Origin of the sequence: Lysobacter gummosus, assembly GCF_001442805.1 — a bacterium.
Taxonomy (GTDB): domain Bacteria; phylum Pseudomonadota; class Gammaproteobacteria; order Xanthomonadales; family Xanthomonadaceae; genus Lysobacter; species Lysobacter gummosus.
On record NZ_CP011131.1, the window covers coordinates 4,567,069 to 4,585,190 of the forward strand.

The window sequence follows — 18,122 nt, forward strand, 5'->3', positions numbered from 1 at the left end:
AGTGTCGGGATTCGGGAATCGGGATTCGGGATTCGCAAAAGCGCTGGTCTCGATTCCGATGCCGTCCTCTTCGACGTTTTTGGTTTTAGTTTCTGTTACTACCGTTACCGCCGTTGCTACAACCTGCCAGTGCTGTCGCTCTTGCTGTTACGAATCCCGAATCTCAAATCCCGGCTGTCAGAACTCGCCGCGATACCAGTTCTTGATCTTGTTGAAGAAGCTGCCGGCGCGACCGGTGGAGATCACCGGACGGCGCGGGTTTTCGATCTGACTGCCCATCAGCAGCAGGCCCACGCCGGTGGCGTGCACCGGGTTGCCGACCACCTCGCCCAGGCCGGTGACGTGCTGCGGAATGCCCACGCGCACCGGCATCTGCAGCATTTCCTCGGCCAGCTCGACCACGCCTTCCATCTTGGCCGCGCCGCCGGTCAGGACCATGCCGGCGCGGACGTGATGCTCGAAGCCGGAACGGCGCAGCTCGGCCTGGATCATTTCGAAGATTTCCTCGTAGCGCGCCTGCACCGCCTGCGCCAGCGAGTGGCGCGGCATGCGCCGCGGCGGACGGTCGCCGACGCTGGGCACCTGGATCGATTCCTCGGCGGTGGCCATCTGCGCCAGCGCACAGGCGTAGCGCACCTTGATCTGCTCGGCTTCCGGCGTCGGCGTGCGCAGCATGTGCGCGATGTCCTCCGTGACCTTATCGCCGGCGATCGGCAGCGACGCGCTGTGGGCGATCGCGCCCTGCACGAACACCGCGATGTCGGTGGTGCCCGCGCCGATATCGACCAGCACCACGCCGAGCTCGCGCTCATCGCTGGTCAGCACCGCGTTGCTCGAAGCCAGCACGCCCAGGATCAGATCGTCCACCTGCAGGCCGCAGCGCTGCACGCACTTGCTGATGTTGGCCGCGGCCGACTGCGCGCACACCACCAGGTGCGCGTGCACCTCCAGGCGCACGCCGGTCATGCCGACCGGATTGCGGATGCCTTCCTGCGAATCGTCGAGCACGTAGTCGCGCGGGATCGCATGCAGGATCTTCTGGTCGGCCGGGATCGCCACCGCCTTGGCCGCGTCCAGCACCCGGTCCAGATCGCCATAGGTGACTTCGCCGTCGCGGATCGGGGCGATGCCCTGCGAGTTGCGGCACTGGATGTGGTTGCCGGAAATCGAGGCATACACCGAGCGGATCTCGCAGCCGGCCATCAGCTCGGCTTCCTCGATCGCGCGCTGGATCGACTGCACGGTGGATTCGATATCCACGACCACGCCGCGCTTGAGTCCGCGCGATTCGTGCGAGCCGATGCCGATCACCTCGATGGGATTGCCGGGCGAATACTCGCCCACCAGCGCCACCACTTTCGAGGTGCCAACGTCGAGGCCTACGATCAGCGACTTGTCGCCTTTGCGATTCATGACTGTCCTTGCTGCTGCTTCGGTGCCGCCGCCGGCGCCTGTACCGGCGCCCACGACAGCGAAAAACCATTGGTGTAACGAAGATCCGCGCGCGCCAGCACCTGCACCCGCTGCGCCATCAACTGCGGCAACAACTTGACGAAGCGACTCAACCGCGCCCGCGCCTGACTGCGACCGACCACGATCTGCGCGCCGTTGGCCAGACCCAGGGTCCAGCTGCCGCGCTGATCGACTTCGATCTGCTTCACGTCCAGGCCGATCGGCGCGAACAACTCGCGCGACTCGTTGTACAGCGCGACCACATCGGCCACGCGCGTGTCGGGACCGCCGAACTGCGGCAGGTTGGCCGGCACCTGGATGTTGCTGACCGGGAACAAACGGCCCTGCTCGGACAACAGCTGATCCTTGCCCCAGCGCGCGAACGGCTTGTGCTCGATCACGCTGACTTCCAGCACATCGGGCCAGCGCTTGCGCACTTCGGCATGCTCGACCCACGGCAGCTTCGCCACCGCGTCCTGCGCGCGCGGCAGGTCGACCGCGAAGAAACCGCGCTGCGCGTACGGCAGCAAGGTCTTGCGCAGCGCCGCCGCGTCGACCCGCTCGAACTCGCCGGTCACGCGCAGGCGCTTGAGCGGCCACTGGTTCGCGCCGATCCAGCCGTTGAGCACGGCCACGACCGGCAGCGCGACCAAGGCCAGCGCCAGCACCCATCCGACAAGTCGCAGCAGGGCGTTCACGCCACCGCACCTCCTTGCACGGTCGCTTCGAGCACGCGCCAGCACAGCTCGTCGTACTCGATGCCGAGCTGACGCGCGGCCTTGGGCACCAGCGAATGGCTGGTCATGCCCGGCGCGGTGTTGACCTCGATCAGGTACAGCTGGCCGCTGGTGCGGTCGCGCATGAAGTCCACGCGGCCCCATCCCTTGCAGCCGGCGGCGACGAAGGCCTCCATCGCCAGGCGGCGGATTTCGTTTTCGATCTCGCCTTCCAGACCCGGACACAGGTATTGGGTGTCATCGGCGATGTACTTGGCGTGATAGTCGTACCACTCGCCCTTGGGCACGATGCGGATCGACGGCAGTGCGGTGTAGCCCTCGCCGTTGATCAGCACGGCCACGGTGAGCTCCTCGCCGATCACCATCTGCTCCATCAGCATCTCGCCGGGATAGCGCGCGGCCAGCGCGACGGCGTCGTCGATGTCGGCGTCCTTGAGCACGCGCGACACGCCGACGCTGGAGCCTTCGCTGGACGGCTTGATGATCACCGGCAGGCCGATCTCTTGCGCCGCCGCGTGCACGTCGTCGCCCTTGGCGATGCGCTTGTACTTCGGGGTCGGCAGGCCGGCGCCGATCCACACCTGCTTGGTGCGGATCTTGTCCATCGCCAGCGCCGAGCCGAGCACGTCCGAACCGGTGTAAGGCACGCCGAGCGCTTCGAGCACGCCCTGCAGCACGCCGTCTTCGCCGCCGCCCTTGTTGCCGTGCAGGATGTTGAAGACGCGATCCACGCTGCCGGCGCGGATGGCGTCGATCAGGGCCGGAATGCCATCGACCGCAAACGCGTCCACGCCGCGCGAGCGCAGCGCTTCGAGCACGCCGCGGCCGGAATCCAGCGACACCTCGCGCTCGGAACTGGTGCCGCCCATCAGCACGGCGACGCGGCCGAATACCGCCGGATCGGTGACGCGAAGCGGAGCGAACTGCGAACTCACTTGGATTCTCCTTGGAAACCGTTGCTCGACAACTGCTGCGCGGCCGCGCCGATATCGCCGGCGCCCATCAGCAACAGCAGGTCGCCGTCGTTCAATACGTCCGGCAGCACGCCGGCCAGATCGGCGGCGGTGTTGACCACCACCGGGTCGATGCGGCCGCGCGCACGGATCGCGCGCGCCAGCGACTTGGCGTCGGCACCGGCGATCGGCGCTTCGCCGGCCGGATAGACCTCGGTCAGCACCAGCGCGTCCACCGACGACAACACCGCGGCGAAGTCGTCGAACAGATCGCGGGTGCGGCTGTAACGATGCGGCTGGAACGCCACCACCAGACGCTTGTCCGGCCAGCCGCCGCGCGCGGCGGCGAACACCGCTTCGAGCTCTTTCGGGTGATGGCCGTAGTCGTCCACCAATTGCACCGTCGCGCCCTTGTCGGTCTTGATCTGGGCGAGCAGGTTGAAGCGACGGCCGATGCCGGCGAATTTCTCCAGCGCGCGCGCGATCGCGTCGGGCTGCACGCCCAACTGCCACGCCACCGACGCGGCGGCCAACGCGTTGAGCACGTTGTGCCGGCCCGGCAGCGCCAGCGTCACCGCGGTGCGGGTCGCGTCGGGCAGGCACAGGGTGAAGCGCATCGCGCCGCCGTTCTGGCTGACGTCTTCGGCGCGCACGTCGGCGGTTTCGTCGAAGCCGTAGGTCATCACGTGACGCGGCGTTTCGGCGGCGAGCTTGGCGACGTTGGCGTCGTCGATGCACAGCACGGCCAGGCCGTAGAACGGCAGGCGATGCAGGAATTCCTCGAACGCGGCCTGGACCTTGGCGAAATCGCCGCCGTAGTTTTCCAGGTGATCGGCGTCGATGTTGGTGACGATGGCGATCTGCGGATTCAGGCGCAGGAAGCTGCCGTCGCTTTCGTCGGCCTCGGCGACCAGCCACTGGCCGCCGCCCAGGCCGGCGTTGGCGCCGGCGGCGAGCAGCTTGCCGCCGATCACGAAGGTCGGGTCGATGCCGCCCTCGGCCAGCACGCTGGCGGTCAGCGAGGTGGTGGTGGTCTTGCCGTGGGTGCCGGCCACTGCGATGCCGCGGCGGAAGCGCATCAGCTCGGCCAGCATTTCCGCGCGCGGCACCACCGGAATGCGCTGCGAGCGCGCTTCCATCAATTCCGGGTTGTCGCGCTTGATCGCGCTGGACACGACCACGCAATCGGCGCCGAGCACGTTGGCGGCGGAATGGCCGCGGTGCACGGTGACGCCCATCGAGGCCAGGCGGCGGGTCACGGCGTTGTCGGCCATGTCCGAGCCGGACACCTGATAGCCCAGCGTGCACATGACTTCGGCGATGCCGCTCATGCCGGTGCCGCCGATGCCGACGAAATGCACGCGCGGAAACGCCTTGGCCAGATCGCCGGTGTGCTGCAGGCGGCGGCGGAGTGCGGTGCTCATGCTTGACGTCCGTGATTCGGGATTAGGGATTGGGGATTGGAAAAAACAAAAAGCGACTGCGGCATTGCGAACTTCCGAGATTTCGATAAGGACACGGGAGCAACCAGCGAATCGGCCGGGCGTTGGCCGAACTCGCCGTTGCGAATCCCGAATCCCCAATCCCGAATCCCGGCCCTCATCGCGCCACCTCCAGCACAATCTCCGCGACGCGATCGGCCGCGTCGGGTTTGGCGATGCTTCGCGCCGCTTGCGCCATCTGCAGCAGCACGCCGCGCTCGGCCAGGATTTCGATCGTCGCCGACAGGCGCGCGCCCAGGTCTTCGCCGGCCTGCGGCAGCAACTGGGCCGCGCCGCGGTCGACCAGGAAGCGCGCGTTCTTGGTCTGGTGGTCGTCCACCGCCTGCGGGAACGGCACCAGCACGCTGCCGACGCCGGCCGCGCACAGCTCGGCCAGGGTCAGCGCGCCGGCGCGGCAGACCACCAGATCGGCCCAGGCGTAAGCGGCCGACATGTCGGCGATGAAAGGTTCCAACGAAGCGATGATTCCGGCCTTGGCATAGGCTTGCTGCGCATCGGCCAGCAACTTCTCGCCGCATTGATGACGCACTTCGCACGGCACTCGCCCGCGCAAACCGGCGATGGCTTCGGGCACTGCGCTGTTGAGCGCGCGCGCGCCCTGGCTGCCGCCGAGCACCAGCAGGCGCAGCGGGCCGCTGCGATCGGCGAAACGCTGCGCCGGCGGCGCGATCTCGGCGATTTCCGCGCGCACCGGATTGCCGACGACTTCTTCGCTGACATTGGCGAAGGTGTCCGGGAACCCGGTCAGCACGCGCCGCGCGAAACGCGACAGCACGCGGTTGGTGAGGCCTGGAGCGCGATTTTGTTCGTGCACGATCAACGGCAGACCGGCCAGCCGCGCGGCGATGCCGCCGGGGCCGGCGGCGTAACCGCCGAAACTGATCACCGCCCGCGGCTGGCGCTGGCGCAGCACGCGCTGCGCCGCGCGCACCGACGCCGCCAGCCGGAACGGCGCGCGCAACAGCGTCGCCAGTCCCTTGCCGCGCACGCCGCTGATGGCGAGGGTGTCGATATCGATGCCGTGCTGCGGCACCAGACGGGTTTCCATGCCGCCGTCGGCGCCCAGCCAGCACACCGGGACGTTGCGGCCGCGCAAAGCCTTGGCCACCGCCAGTCCCGGGAAGATGTGTCCACCCGTGCCGCCGGCCAGGATCATCACCGGGCGCTCGCTCGAACGAAGCTCGCTCATGCGGACCTCCCGAGCGTCGGCTCGACGCGCTCGCGCAGGCGGCTGGTGCCGCGCGCGGCGTCGCTGCCGCGCGCGCTGTTGGCGGCGGCGGACGGAATCGGATTCGCCGTGGCCGGCGCGCCGGCCGCGGGCTGGGTCGCTTCGCCGCGCAGGCGCGCGACCTGGCGCTGGGCGCGGTCCAGTTCGTAGGACACGCGCAGCAGCACCGCCAGCGCCGCGCAGCTCATCACCACGCTGGAGCCGCCGTAGGAAATCATCGGCAGGGTCAGGCCCTTGGTCGGCAGCAGGCCCAGGTTCACGCCGATCGAGACGAAGCTCTGCAGCCCCATCCACAGCGCGATGCCGAAGGCGACGTAGCCGGAGAAGTGGCGGCGCATTTCCACGCACTTCAATCCGATCCACAGCGCGCGCCCGGACAGCAGCATGTACAGGCCGACCACGGCGCACACGCCGACGAAACCGAACTCTTCCGCGATCACCGCCATGATGAAGTCGGTATGCGCCTCGGGCAGGTACGACAGCTTCTGCACCGACGCGCCCAGGCCGACGCCGGTCCATTCGCCGCGGCCGACCGCCATCAGCGCATTGGTCAGCTGATAACCGGTGCCGAACGGATCGACCCAGGGATTGAGGAACGAGGTCAGGCGCACCACGCGGTAGGGCTCGGCGATGGCGATCACCGCCAGCACCGGCAGACCGATCAGCACCGGGCCGAACATGCGCGGCATGTTGACGCCGCCCAGCACCAGCATGCCGGCGGTGATCGCCAGCAGCAGCGAGGACGAGCCGAAGTCGGGCTGCATCAGCAACAGGCCGACCAGCACGATGGCCACGCCGATCGGCTTGAGCATCGCGCCCCAGGTCGCGGAAATGTCTTCGCTGAAACGCTTGAGGTAGCTGGCCAGCCAGACGATGTACATCAGCTTGACCGCCTCGACCGCCTGGAAGCTGGCCGGCCCCAGGTTGATCCAGCGCTTGGCGCCGTTGACCTGCTTGCCGATCACCGGCACGAACACCGCCAGCAACAGCACCACGCACACCAGCAGCAGCCACTGGTTGTGCTGCTCGATGGTCTTGAGCTCGGTGCGCATCAGCCAGAACGCCAGGCCCAGGCCGATGCCGAGGAAGATCAGATGGCGGGTGAGGAAGTAGAACGGGTCCACCGCATGGGTCGCGGCGACGCCGAGCGAAGCCGAACCGACCATCACCACGCCGACGCAGGCCAGCGCCGCGGACACGAAAAGCAGCCACGGGTCGTAGCGACCGTGGATGGCGTCGAGCCGGGTTGCCTGGCGTGCGGAATTTTCCATCAGCGGACCTTGAGCGTGGCCAGACCGACCAGGACCAGCACCACCGAGATGATCCAGAAGCGCACGATCACGCGCGGCTCGGGCCAGCCCTTGAGTTCGAAGTGGTGATGGATCGGCGCCATGCGGAACACGCGCTTGCCGGTGAGCTTGAACGAAGCGACCTGGATCATCACCGACAGGGTTTCGATCACGAACACGCCGCCCATGATCACCAGCACCAGTTCCTGGCGCACGATGATGGCGATGGTGCCGAGCACCGCGCCCAGCGCCAGCGCGCCGATGTCGCCCATGAACACCATGGCCGGATAGGTGTTGAACCACAAAAATCCGAGGCCCGCGCCGGCGATCGCCGCGCAGATGATCACCAGCTCGCCGGCGCCGGGCACCTGCGGAATCTGCAGGTACTTGGAGAACTCGGCATGGCCCGAAGCGTAGGCGAACACGCCCAGCGCGCAGGCCACCAGCACGGTCGGCATGATCGCCAGCCCGTCCAGGCCGTCGGTGAGGTTGACCGCGTTGGAGAAGCCGACGATCCAGAAATACGCGACCACGATCAGGCCGGCGCCGAGCGGAATCGCCACCGCCTTGATCAGCGGAACATAGAAGGTGGTGCTGGCGACCACCGCCGGATCGGCGGTGAAGTACAGGAAGGCGCCGGCGGCCAGGCCGAAGATCGACTGCAGCAGATACTTCCAGCGCGACTTCAGGCCGTTGGGATCGCGGCGCACGATCTTGATCCAGTCGTCGTACCAGCCGATCGCGCCGAAGCACAGCATCACCGCCAGCACCAGCCACACGTACCTGTTGCGCAGGTCGCCCCACAGCAGCACCGAGGCCAGCACCGTCATCAGGATCAGCGCGCCGCCCATGGTCGGCGTGCCGGCCTTGGAGAAGTGGCTCTGCGGGCCGTCCTGGCGGATCGGCTGGCCGCCCTTGTACTGGGCGAGCTTGCGGATCACCGCCGGGCCCCACCACAGCGACAGGGCGAGCGCGGTCAACGCGCTGAGAATGCCGCGGAAGGTCAGATAGCCGAACAGACCGAACAGGCTCTGCAGTTGTTCAAGCCAGCGAGTGAGTTCAAGCAACATGCGTCGTCCCCTTCCCCGTTGCGGGTGTGTGCGCGGACAGCAACGCCGTCACGATCTTGTCCATCGCACTGCTGTGCGAACCTTTCACCAACACGCGCACGCCCTCGCGCAGCTCGGCGTCGAGCGCGCGCGCCAGCGAGTCGTGGCTGTCGAACACTTGCGCGCCTTCGCCGAAGGCCTGCGCGGCGGCGCTCGGCAGCTCGCCCAGCGCGAACAGACGGCGCAAGCCGGCGGCCTTGGCGCGGCGGCCGATCTCGGCGTGCATGGCGACTTCTTCATTGCCGATCTCGCGCATCGCGCCGAGCACCAGCCAGTTCTCGCCGGCCATCTCGGCCAGGGTGTCGATGGCGGCTGCGGTCGAGCCCGGGTTGGCGTTGTAGCTGTCGTCGATCAGCACCGCGCCGTTGTCCAGGCGATGGGTGATCAGGCGGCCGTCGACCGGCTGCGCGGCGTCGAGGCCGGCGGCGATGATGTCCAGCGACATGCCCGCGCCCAGGGCCAGCGCGGTCGCGGCGAGTGCGTTGCGCACGTTATGGCGGCCAATCGCCTTCAGCGCAATCTTGGCCTCGCCCAGCGGGGTTACAAGCGCGAACGTAGAACCCTCAGGCCCGACGCGAACATCCCGAGCTGTAACCTCCGCGCTGGCATCGATCCCGTAGCGGATGATCGTGCGGCCCGAAGCGCGATTCTCGAAATACGGCGCGAACGCATCGTCGGCATTGATCGCCGCCACGCCATACGACGGCAGCGCGTCGTAGATCGCCGCCTTGGTATCGGCGATGCCGAGCAGGCTGCCCATGCGTTCCAGATGCGCCGGCGCGACGTTGTTGACCAGCGCCACCTGCGGGCGCGCGATGCGCACCAGGTAATCGATGTCGCCGGGCTTGCCCGCGCCCATTTCATAGATGGCGAACTGCGCGTCTTCCGGCGCGTCCAGCACCGCCAGCGGCAGGCCGATTTCGTTGTTGCGGTTGCCCGGCGTCGAATAAGTGCGGCCCGGCGCGGCCTGTTCCAGGATCGCCGTGGTCAGCGCCTTGACGCTGGTCTTGCCGTTGCTGCCGGTGATCGCGACCACGCGGGTGTCGCGGGTGGACTGCACGGTGGTGGCCAGATCGGCCAGCGCGCGCTCGGTGTCGGCGACGATCACCTGCGCGATCGGCGCATCGATCTCGCGCGAAACCAGCGCGCCGGCCACGGCGGTGCCGGCCAGCTTGGCGACATGGTCGTGGCCGTCGAAACGCTCGCCCTTGAGCGCGACGAACAAGGCCGCGCCGCTCGCCGGCAACGCGCGGGTGTCGGTGGCGACCACGTCGATCGCGGCGTCTTCGCCGTGCAGGCGGCCGCCGGTCATGCGCGCGATTTCCGACAGCAGCAAACGCCTCATGGCCGCTCCTCCCCGCCCAGGGCCGGTGGCACATGCGCGCCCTTGCGCGGCTCACGGCTTTCCAGCGCGGCCTGTGCGATCAAGGTGTCGTCGAACGGATGGCGCACGCCGTGGATTTCCTGATAAGGCTCGTGGCCCTTGCCGGCCACCAGCACGATGTCGTCGGGGCCGGCCTCACCGATCGCGTACTCGATCGCGGCGCGGCGATCGCGCAGCACGACCGCGCGCTGCGGATCGCGGAAGCCTTCGAGAATGTCCGCGACGATGGCGTCGCCGTCTTCGCCGCGCGGGTTGTCGTCGGTGACGATCGCCAGATCGGCGTCGTGTTCGGCGATCGCCGCCATCTGCGGGCGCTTGCCGCGGTCGCGCTCGCCGCCGCAGCCGAACACGCAGATCAGGCGCGCGTTGGCGTGCGCGCGCAGCGAGGCCAGGGCCTGCTCCAGCGCATCGGGCGTGTGCGCGTAGTCGATCACCACCAGCGGCAGCACACCGTCGCCGCCGAGGCGGTTCATGCGGCCGTGAATGGGTTCGAGCTGCGACAGGGTCTGCGCGATCTGCGCCGGCGCTTGGTCCAGCGCGTACAGCGCGCCGGCCACCGCCAGCAGATTGTCGACGTTGAAGCGGCCGAGCAGCTTGGAGGCGACCGGATGCGATTTGCCGGCGACGACCAGATCGAAACCGATGCCGCGGCCGTCGAAGCTCAACGCCTGCGCGCGCATCGTGGCGCCGTCGCGGCCGCGCGAGCTCAGGCCGATCGCGCGCACGCTCTTGGGCAGCTGCGCGATCAGTTCGCGGCCGAACTCGTCGTCCAGGTTGATCGCCGCCGCCTTCAGTTCCGACCACGCGAACAAGCGCGCCTTGGCCGCGCCGTAGCTGGCCATGTCGCCGTGGTAGTCGAGATGATCGCGGGTGAGATTGGTGAACACGCCGACGTCGAAATGCACGCCGGCCACGCGTCCCTGGTCGAGCGCGTGCGAGCTGACTTCCATCGCCACCGCCTGCGCGCCGGCCTCGTGCATGTCGGCCAGCAACTCGTGCAGCTGCAGCACCAGCGGCGTGGTGAAACCGGTCGGGACGATCTCGCCGTACAAACCGGCGCCGAGCGTGCCGACGGTACCGCAGCGGATGCCGCTCAAGGCCCAGGCCTGCGCGATCAACTGCACGGTCGAGGTCTTGCCGTTGGTGCCGGTCACGCCGACCACGGTCATCGCTTCGGTGGCGCGGCCATGGAACTGGTCGCCCATCGCGCCCAGGCGCGAACGCAGCCCGGGCACCGCGATCGCATCGTCCGGCGCGGGAATGTCCTCGGGCGCGGGCGGCTCGAACAGGATCGCGACCGCGCCCTGCGCGCGCGCCTGTTCGACGAACTTGAGCCCGTGCGCGCCGAAGCCGGCGATCGCCACGAAGGCATTGCCCGGACGCACCGCGCGGCTGTCCATCACCAGACCCGTGATGCGCAGATCGCCGGGGATGCCGGCGATGTCGGGCAACAGTTCGGCCAGGGCCATGAGGCGGCTCATCGAGCGCCTCCATGGGCCGCGGCCTGCGCGACGCTGCTGGCGGCGATGGGCGGCGGCGAAGCGACCGCATGGGTCGCCGTCGCCGCGGCCGGAACCACCGGGCCGGTCGGCTTGCCGCCACTCTGCTTGAGCCGCTTGGCCTCGGCCGCGGCCTGCACCGCCAGCCAGGTTTCGATATCGTCCGGCGCCACGTCCATCAGGCGCAGCGCGCCGTCCATGACGTTGCGGAATACCGGGCCGGACACCGAACCGCCGTAGTAACCGCGCTTGGTCGGATCGGGCTCGCTGACCACCACCACCATCGAAAAGCGCGGCTTCTCCACCGGCACGACGCCGGCGAACAGCGACACGTACTTCCTCGAATAACCGCCGGTGGCGCTGAACTTGCGCGTGGTGCCGGTCTTGCCGGCGACGTGATAGCCCAGGATCGCGGCCTGCTTGGCGGTGCCGCCCGGCTCGGTCACGGTCTGCATCATGCGCATGATTTCGCCGGCCACGACCGGGTCGAGCACCTGGTGCGCTTCGTTGGGCTGGCCCTTGACGAAGGTCGGCTGGATCATCTTGCCGCCGTTGGCCATCGCCGCGTAGGCGATCGCGATCTGCAGCGGCGTGGCCGACAGGCCGTAGCCGTAGGCCATGGTCGCCTTGGTCGTGCCGCTCCAGCGCTGCGGCGGCGCGAGCAGGCCCGAGGATTCTCCCGGGAAGCCGCTGCCCGGCTTGCTGCCGTAACCGAAGTTGCGGATGAACTTATAGAAGTAGTCGTTCGGCAACGGCAGCGCCAGTTTGGCCGCGCCGATGTTCGAGCTCTTGGTGATCACGCCGGTGACGGTCAACACGCCGTTGTTGTGCGTGTCGGTGATGCGGTAGCGGCCGTTGGGCATCCAGCCCGGCGAAGTGTTCACCAGGGTGGTCGGCTTGACGGTGCCGGCGTTGAGCGCGGCGGCGACGGTGATCGGCTTCATCGTCGAACCCGGCTCGACCACGTCGGTGATCGCGCGGTTGCGATGGGTGTCGCGATTGCCGGCACCGAGCAGGTTCGGGTTGTAGGTCGGCAGATTGGCCATCGCCAGCACTTCGCCGGTCTCGATGTCCAGGACCACGGCCGAGGCGCTGCTGGCGCCGGTGTCGATCAGGGCGCGGCGCAGTTCGCGATAGGTCAGGTACTGGATGCGCCGATCCAGGGTCAGGGTAATGTCCTTGCCCGGCTCGGCCGACTGCACCAGATCGACGTTCTCCACGATGCGGCCGGCGCCGTCGCGGATCACCCGCTTGGTGCCGGGCTTGCCGCGCAGCTCGTGGTCGAACGCCAGCTCCAGACCTTCCTGGCCGCGGTCGTCGATGTTGGTGAAGCCCAGCACGTGCGCCATCGCTTCGCCCTGCGGGTAGAAGCGGCGGAACTCGCGCTGCGAGAACACTCCGGGAATCTTGTGCGCCAGGATCTTGCGCGCCTCGTCCGGATTGATCCGGCGCTTGAGGTACATGAATTCCTTGCCCGAACGCTGCGACAGCTTGCGGGTCAGTTCGTCCGGCGCCACGCCCAGGGCCTTGGCCAGCTCCGGCAGGCGCTCGGGGCTCTTGGCCAGTTCCTTCGGGTTGCCCCAGATCGATTCCACCGGCGTGGACACCGCCAGCGGCTCGCCGTTGCGGTCGGTGATCATGCCGCGCGAGGTCGGAATCGGAATCTCGCGCAGCGAACGCGCGTCGCCCTGCTGGCGATAGAAATCGTTGCTGATCACCTGCAGATCCAGCGCGCGGCCCAGCAGCGCCAGCGAGCACAGCCCCAGCGCGCCGCCGACCAGGATCAGGCGGTTGCGCAGATTGAACTGGGCGTTGCGGTTGCGCGGCTTGTTGCCGGCCGCGCGCGCGCGCTCCTCGCGCAGGCGCGAGAAACCTTCGCCGAGGTTTTCGACCAGCCGGTCCAGGCCGCCGCCGCGATTGCCGCGCTCGCCCAACACGCGGTCGAGCGGACCGCTGCGGCCGGGGCGCTTGTTGTTCTTGCGCGCGCTCATGGCCGGATCACCACGGTTTCGGCGCCTTCGGGAAATTTCATCCCGATGCGCTCGCGCGCGACCTGGTCGATGCGGTTGCTTTCCGCCCAGGTGGCCTGCTCCAGCTGCAGCCGGCCGAATTCGATATTGAGCTCGTCGCGCTCGCGCTGCAGCTTGTTGAGCTGCACGAACAGCTGGCGATGCTCGTGGCGCGCAAACACCACCAACAACGCGGACACCACATTGGCGACGATCAGCAGGGCCAGCAGCAGGCGCATCACTTGGCGCCTCCTGCCGGAGTCGCCGGGATTGGGGATTGGGGATTGGGGATTGGGTCGAGCGCGCCGGAATCGACCTGGGCTTCAGCGAATCCCGAATCCCGACTCCCGAATCCCAGCTTCTCGGCCACCCGCAACACCGCGCTGCGCGCGCGCGGGTTGTCGGCGGTTTCCTCCCACTCGGCCTTCTGCGCGCCGCCGATGGCGAGCAGGGTCGGGGTGAAGTCGATCTCCACCGGCATTCGGCGGTTGGCCGGCGGCGCCTTGGAGTGACGCAGGATGAACTGCTTGACGATGCGGTCTTCCAGCGAATGGAAGCTGATCACCGCCAGCCGGCCGCCGGGCTTGAGCCGCGCCAGCGCCGCGTCCAGGCCGAGTTCCAGATCGGCCAGCTCGCGGTTGATGAAGATGCGGATGGCCTGGAAGCTGCGCGTGGCCGGGTGGATCTTCTGGTCGCCGCGCGGCATGACCGAGGCGATCAGGTCGGCGAGCTGGGCGGTGCGGGTCAACGGCTGCCCGTCGCGACGCGCCACGATGGTGCGCGCGATCTTGCGGCTCTGCCGTTCCTCGCCATACGTCCACAACACGTCCGCGATCTCCTTCTCGCCCGCCTTGGCCAACCATTCCGCCGCGCTCAGCCCGTTGTCCGGGTCCATGCGCATGTCCAGCGGGCCGTCCTTGCCGAAACTGAAACCGCGCGCGGCCACGTCCAGCTGCGGCGAGGACACGCCCAGGTCGAGCAGCACGCCGTCCAGACCGGCCGCGGTCGCGTCCCACTGGGCCAGGTCGGCGAAGCTGCCGCGATAGATGGACACGCGCGGATCGGCGCCGAACTCGCTTTCGGCCACGGCGATCGCTTCGGGGTCCTTGTCCATCACCAGTAGCCGGCCTCCGGCCTGCAATTGCGAAAGCACGCCGCGGGCATGCCCGCCGCGTCCGAACGTGCCGTCCAGATAGGCTCCGTTCCCGTGCACCCGCAGGCCTTCAAGCACCTGCCGGTACATCACGGGAAGGTGGCCGGATCGCGCGTGCGTGCGTTCCATGCCACCGCCCGTCATAGCTGCAAGTCGAGCAGTTCGTCGCTCAGATCGTCGTCGGTGATGGTCTGACGGATCTGCGCGTGGTGCGCCTGCTCGCTCCAAAGTTCGAATTTGTCGCCCATGCCCAGCAATACGGCCTTCTTCTCGATGCCGACCGCGGCGCGGTGGCTGGCCGGGACGGTGATGCGGCCGTTGCCGTCGAGTTCGACGAACGCGGCCGCGCCGACCAGCTTGAGCTGCATGTTGCGATTGACCTGCTTGACCTTGGGCAGCTTGTTGACCTGGTCGCGAACGCGTTCCCAGATCGACAGCGGATACAGATAGAGAGAGCCCGACTCGAAGGGGTTGTAGGTGATGACCAGGCGGTTGTCGCACTCGCGCGCGACGAGGTCACGGTAAGCGGTGGGCACCGCCAGCCGGCCCTTGTCGTCGATCGTGATGGCGGTTTCGCCTTGGAACATTGCGCACCTTTGCGGCTCCCGTCTCTACCGGACGGGTCACCTCAGTTCTTTCGCCCGGCTGGGCGATTGGCCTCCGAAAACCACTAAAACCCAGGTTTTCCCTCGGATGTCCACATTAGCAGGGCCCACAGGGTTGTCAACAACTTTCCTGGCCAAATTTCGCTAGGCGCATCAATGGCTTGCAGCGAACTTCAGAGTCTTATTCAAGACTTATCCACTACCCTTTGTTTCGTCTCATGTTTTGAGACTCTGAACGTCACAAAGTGACCCTTGAGCGAACTCCGTCACAGTTGCGTGGACCTGCCGCGGCCATGTTGCTGCGCAGCAAAAGGCGAAGATCGGCGCAGAAGATCGGATTTGCCGGCGTGATCGCTGGCAGCTATCGACATCGACACAATGCGGCGGCCGCGCCATCCGACATCGGGTTCACGCAGCAGGGCCTAGCGTGGCCGGCACCGTTTCCCGGAGTTCCGCCCCATGCCCACCCCGCCCCTGCGCGCCGGCCTGCTGGCCCTGTCCCTGGCCGCCTTGTTCGCAGCCGGCTGCAGCCGCGCCGCGCCCGACCGCGCGCCCCTGACCGCCGCGGCCGCCGACGCGACCATCCTCAAGCGGATGCAGGCCGAACAGGCCCAGCAGGACCGCAACCTGCAGACCTTCGACGAGCTCGATTTCGTCCACTACAGCAACCAGCAGTGGAACGATTTCCATAAGAGCCACGCGCAGAACATCCTCGTGCACTACCCCGACGGCCGCATCACCACCGGCCTGGACGCGCACATCGCCGAACTCAAGCCGCTGTTCGCCTTCGCCCCCGACACCAAGATCAAGGTCCACCCGATCAAGATCGCCCAGGGCAACCTGACCGCGGTAACCGGAGTGATGGAGGGCACCTTCAGCCAGCCGATGGCGCTGGGCGACGGCAAGACCCTGGCCCCGACCCAGAAGCGCTTCAAGCTGGACATGGCCACGATCGGCCGGTGGGAAAAAGGGGTAATGGTCGAAGAGTGGCTGTTCTGGGACAACCAGGCTTTCATGAAGCAGATCGGCGCGGCGCAGTAACGGCGCATAACGCCGGATCGAGCCAACAACGCCGACCGAGCCCTTCTCCCGCGAGCGGGGGAAGGTGGCCCGAAGAGCCTGCCCCCGCAAAGGCGGGGGGCCGGATGAGGGCCAGCCGCCGCGGCTTACGCAGACGCATGAGCCTCGCGCGCCCTCACCCAACCCACCCCAGCCCAAACGCGTAGCGTTTGGGCGTTCGCGGACGCGCGAGCCGATGGCTCGCAAGCGGCGCCCACTCACCCCGCAAGCGGGAGAGGGCTTCAAGCAAAAGCGAATAACGAACGCCCAGCTCTCCGCGTCCCCATCAATACGAGAGCCCCGTTTAGTAAAGGGGGTGCCCCGAAGGGGCGGGGATTTGGAAGCACATAGCGGGGCCCGAAGTTTGCAAAGCAAACTTTGGGGCTTTTCGAAGGCGCAGCCAAGAAAAGCGCGAAGTAGGCCGATAAGCCGGGTTCTGTCGTGGACAGTCATTCCTCTAGGCGCAACGTCACCGTTACGCTCAAGCAACCTACCCGGAGACATCGCGGGCCGCGACATAGTCTCCCTATTTGGTTTTGCTCCCGGTGGGGTTTGCCGTGCCGGTCTGTTGCCAGACTCGCGGTGCGCTCTTACCGCACCGTTTCACCCTTACCACGCACCCTTGCGGGCCGTTCGGCGGTCTGCTCTCTGTTGCACTTTCCGTCGGCTCGCGCCGCCCAGGCGTTACCTGGCACCGTGCCCTGTGGAGCCCGGACTTTCCTCGGCACCGGATCTTGCGACCCGATGACGCGACTGCCTGGCCTACTTCGCGCCGGCATTGTCGCACGCGCACGCGCTCAACCGCCGTCGCGCAGTTAAATTGGCGAATACCGCGCATCCCGCGCGCCGCGGCGAGGATCGGCCGGCCCATGCAAAGCGACGACCCCGAAGACCACTATCCGCTGTACCCCCGCGGCATGCTCCGCCGCGCCGGCCTGCTCGACGCGCAAAGCCTCGCCGCGCGCCTGCCCGATTGGGCCGAGGAAGAACTGCAGGCCGCGTTCTGGCCGGCCTATGGCTCGATCCGCAGAACTGAAATCGACGGCGAGCGCTCCTTCAGCATCGACGGCGGCGAACGCACGCTTCAGGTCAACGGCCTGCCGATCTTCATCTCCGAAGACCGCTGGTCGTTCGATGTGGTGGCCGGGCCGAAACTGCTGGATCAACTGGTCGCGGCGATGCGGCCCCTGCGCAAACCGCCGCCGGGCTGATCGACGGCGCTTATTCGCCGCTGCCGTACAAAGCCTTGCGCGGCGCCCCGCTCAACTCCGCCGCCAGCTTCGCCGCGGTGGACGGCGGCAGATGCTCGCTGAGCTTGGCGTAGATACGCTTGCCCTCGATCACCTTGGCGTCGGCGTCGTCGCCGGCGCCCTCGACGATCACCACGAACTCGCCCTTGCGCTGATTGGGATCGGCCTTCACCCGCGCCGCCAGTTCGACCAGCGGGCCGTCGAGCACGGTCTCGAACAGTTTCGTCAGCTCGCGCGCGATCACCGCCACGCGCTGTTCGCCGAACGCGGCCACCATGTCGTCCAGGGTTTCCTCGATGCGGTGCGCCGACTCGTAGAACAACAAGGTCTGCGGCTCGGCCGCCAGCCGGGTCAGGCGCTCGCGCCGGGCCGAGGTCTTGGCCGGCAGGAATCCTTCGAAACTGAACCGATCCGAGGCCAGGCCGGCGACGCTGAGCGCGGCGATCGCGGCGCAAGCGCCCGGCACGGGCGATACCCGGATGCCGGCCGCGCGCGCGGCGCGGACCAGGCGATAGCCCGGATCGCTGACCAACGGCGTGCCCGCATCCGACACCAACGCCAGCGACTCGCCCGCCTGCAAACGCGCCACCAACTGCGCCGCCTGCTGTTCCTCGTTGTGCTGATGCAAGGCGAGCAACGGCCGTTCCAGGCCGAAATGCGACAGCAACTGGCGGGTATGGCGCGTGTCCTCGGCGCAGATCGCCGCCACGCTGCGCAAGGTTTCCAGCGCGCGCGGAGTGAGGTCGCCGAGATTGCCGATCGGGGTGGCGACGATATGTAAGGTGGCGGGAGTCTGCATCGTGCTCAACTGAATGAAATCGCTTAACCGGGCGGCGCCGGGCACGCAAGAACCGCACCGGCGCGCGCGCTGGATGCCGTACCCGCCGTCCAGC

The 18,122-nt window shown here is 67.8% G+C and carries 15 protein-coding genes, 1 other RNA gene and 1 pseudogene; 2 read left to right on the plus strand and 15 right to left on the minus strand.

Annotated features, from left to right (window positions below):
• Window positions 1-177 precede the first annotated feature (177 nt).
• The 13 genes and pseudogenes from ftsA to mraZ form a co-directional block, all read right to left on the minus strand.
• A complete protein-coding gene (gene ftsA / locus LG3211_RS18485) occupies window positions 178-1,413 on the minus strand; it encodes a cell division protein FtsA (protein ID WP_057944111.1) in 1,236 nt (411 codons plus the stop codon).
• Between the two features lie 56 nt (window positions 1,414-1,469).
• A pseudogene (locus LG3211_RS18490) lies at window positions 1,470-2,150 on the minus strand (cell division protein FtsQ/DivIB); the annotation flags it as partial.
• Entirely contained in the window at window positions 2,147-3,124 is a 978-nt protein-coding gene (locus LG3211_RS18495) for a D-alanine--D-alanine ligase (protein WP_057944113.1), read from the minus strand. The pseudogene LG3211_RS18490 and the gene LG3211_RS18495, both read right to left, overlap by 4 nt.
• On the minus strand, window positions 3,121-4,566 hold the full coding sequence (murC, locus tag LG3211_RS18500; RefSeq protein ID WP_057944114.1) for a UDP-N-acetylmuramate--L-alanine ligase: 1,446 nt from the start codon (window positions 4,564-4,566) through the stop codon (window positions 3,121-3,123). The genes LG3211_RS18495 and murC overlap by 4 nt, the downstream gene beginning before the upstream one ends.
• 175 nt (window positions 4,567-4,741) lie before the next feature.
• Window positions 4,742-5,833 carry an undecaprenyldiphospho-muramoylpentapeptide beta-N-acetylglucosaminyltransferase gene (gene murG / locus LG3211_RS18505; RefSeq protein WP_057944115.1) on the minus strand — a complete coding sequence of 364 codons (1,092 nt, stop codon included), beginning with the start codon at window positions 5,831-5,833 and terminating at the stop codon, window positions 4,742-4,744.
• A complete protein-coding gene (ftsW, locus tag LG3211_RS18510; RefSeq protein ID WP_057944116.1) occupies window positions 5,830-7,143 on the minus strand; it encodes a putative lipid II flippase FtsW in 1,314 nt (437 codons plus the stop codon). The genes murG and ftsW overlap by 4 nt, the downstream gene beginning before the upstream one ends.
• Window positions 7,143-8,231 carry a phospho-N-acetylmuramoyl-pentapeptide-transferase gene (gene mraY, locus LG3211_RS18515; RefSeq protein ID WP_057944117.1) on the minus strand — a complete coding sequence of 363 codons (1,089 nt, stop codon included), beginning with the start codon at window positions 8,229-8,231 and terminating at the stop codon, window positions 7,143-7,145. Before mraY ends, ftsW begins: the two co-directional genes overlap by 1 nt.
• A complete protein-coding gene (locus LG3211_RS18520; RefSeq protein ID WP_057944118.1) occupies window positions 8,221-9,615 on the minus strand; it encodes a UDP-N-acetylmuramoyl-tripeptide--D-alanyl-D-alanine ligase in 1,395 nt (464 codons plus the stop codon). Before LG3211_RS18520 ends, mraY begins: the two co-directional genes overlap by 11 nt.
• Window positions 9,612-11,123, minus strand: coding sequence for a UDP-N-acetylmuramoyl-L-alanyl-D-glutamate--2,6-diaminopimelate ligase (locus LG3211_RS18525; RefSeq protein ID WP_083512923.1), 1,512 nt, complete (start codon window positions 11,121-11,123; stop codon window positions 9,612-9,614). Before LG3211_RS18525 ends, LG3211_RS18520 begins: the two co-directional genes overlap by 4 nt.
• Before the next feature lie 8 nt (window positions 11,124-11,131).
• Window positions 11,132-13,144, minus strand: a complete 2,013-nt coding sequence (locus LG3211_RS18530; protein WP_083512653.1) for a peptidoglycan D,D-transpeptidase FtsI family protein — start codon at window positions 13,142-13,144, stop codon at window positions 11,132-11,134.
• On the minus strand, window positions 13,141-13,404 hold the full coding sequence (gene ftsL / locus LG3211_RS18535) for a cell division protein FtsL (protein WP_031371593.1): 264 nt from the start codon (window positions 13,402-13,404) through the stop codon (window positions 13,141-13,143). The genes LG3211_RS18530 and ftsL overlap by 4 nt, the downstream gene beginning before the upstream one ends.
• The gene (rsmH, locus tag LG3211_RS18540; RefSeq protein ID WP_148649008.1) at window positions 13,401-14,444 is read right to left on the minus strand and encodes a 16S rRNA (cytosine(1402)-N(4))-methyltransferase RsmH; all 1,044 of its coding nucleotides are present in this window, start codon (window positions 14,442-14,444) and stop codon (window positions 13,401-13,403) included. The genes ftsL and rsmH overlap by 4 nt, the downstream gene beginning before the upstream one ends.
• An 11-nt stretch (window positions 14,445-14,455) precedes the next feature.
• Entirely contained in the window at window positions 14,456-14,902 is a 447-nt protein-coding gene (gene mraZ, locus LG3211_RS18545) for a division/cell wall cluster transcriptional repressor MraZ (protein ID WP_057944121.1), read from the minus strand.
• Window positions 14,903-15,379: 477 nt separating this feature from the next.
• Here mraZ and LG3211_RS18550 point away from each other — a divergent pair, with 477 nt between their 5' ends.
• Window positions 15,380-15,961: an ester cyclase gene (locus LG3211_RS18550; RefSeq protein ID WP_057944122.1), complete on the plus strand. Its 582-nt coding sequence runs from the start codon at window positions 15,380-15,382 to the stop codon at window positions 15,959-15,961.
• Window positions 15,962-16,388: 427 nt separating this feature from the next.
• Here the strand turns inward: LG3211_RS18550 and rnpB are convergent.
• Window positions 16,389-16,748, minus strand: an RNA gene (gene rnpB, locus LG3211_RS24600) — RNase P RNA component class A.
• Between the two features lie 100 nt (window positions 16,749-16,848).
• Here rnpB and LG3211_RS18555 point away from each other — a divergent pair.
• Complete coding sequence (locus LG3211_RS18555) at window positions 16,849-17,190, plus strand: hypothetical protein (protein WP_057944123.1); 342 nt, start codon at window positions 16,849-16,851, stop codon at window positions 17,188-17,190.
• Between the two features lie 10 nt (window positions 17,191-17,200).
• On the opposite strand, the gene rsmI is transcribed toward LG3211_RS18555, so the two are convergent.
• The gene (gene rsmI / locus LG3211_RS18560) at window positions 17,201-18,028 is read right to left on the minus strand and encodes a 16S rRNA (cytidine(1402)-2'-O)-methyltransferase (RefSeq protein ID WP_057944124.1); all 828 of its coding nucleotides are present in this window, start codon (window positions 18,026-18,028) and stop codon (window positions 17,201-17,203) included.
• Between the last annotated feature and the right edge of the window lie 94 nt (window positions 18,029-18,122).

What these genes read in the sequence shown, in the direction of transcription:
- ftsA (WP_057944111.1), bottom strand. Translation starts at nt 1,413, where the DNA reads ATGAATCGCAAAGGCGACAAGTCGCTGATCGTAGGCCTCGACGTTGGC.
- mraZ (WP_057944121.1), bottom strand. Translation starts at nt 14,902, where the DNA reads ATGTTCCAAGGCGAAACCGCCATCACGATCGACGACAAGGGCCGGCTG.
- LG3211_RS18530 (WP_083512653.1), bottom strand. Translation starts at nt 13,144, where the DNA reads ATGAGCGCGCGCAAGAACAACAAGCGCCCCGGCCGCAGCGGTCCGCTC.
- LG3211_RS18550 (WP_057944122.1), top strand. Translation starts at nt 15,380, where the DNA reads ATGCCCACCCCGCCCCTGCGCGCCGGCCTGCTGGCCCTGTCCCTGGCC.
- mraY (WP_057944117.1), bottom strand. Translation starts at nt 8,231, where the DNA reads ATGTTGCTTGAACTCACTCGCTGGCTTGAACAACTGCAGAGCCTGTTC.
- murC (WP_057944114.1), bottom strand. Translation starts at nt 4,566, where the DNA reads ATGAGCACCGCACTCCGCCGCCGCCTGCAGCACACCGGCGATCTGGCC.
- LG3211_RS18525 (WP_083512923.1), bottom strand. Translation starts at nt 11,123, where the DNA reads ATGGCCCTGGCCGAACTGTTGCCCGACATCGCCGGCATCCCCGGCGAT.
- rsmH (WP_148649008.1), bottom strand. Translation starts at nt 14,444, where the DNA reads ATGGAACGCACGCACGCGCGATCCGGCCACCTTCCCGTGATGTACCGG.
- ftsW (WP_057944116.1), bottom strand. Translation starts at nt 7,143, where the DNA reads ATGGAAAATTCCGCACGCCAGGCAACCCGGCTCGACGCCATCCACGGT.
- LG3211_RS18520 (WP_057944118.1), bottom strand. Translation starts at nt 9,615, where the DNA reads ATGAGGCGTTTGCTGCTGTCGGAAATCGCGCGCATGACCGGCGGCCGC.
- murG (WP_057944115.1), bottom strand. Translation starts at nt 5,833, where the DNA reads ATGAGCGAGCTTCGTTCGAGCGAGCGCCCGGTGATGATCCTGGCCGGC.
- LG3211_RS18555 (WP_057944123.1), top strand. Translation starts at nt 16,849, where the DNA reads ATGCAAAGCGACGACCCCGAAGACCACTATCCGCTGTACCCCCGCGGC.
- rsmI (WP_057944124.1), bottom strand. Translation starts at nt 18,028, where the DNA reads ATGCAGACTCCCGCCACCTTACATATCGTCGCCACCCCGATCGGCAAT.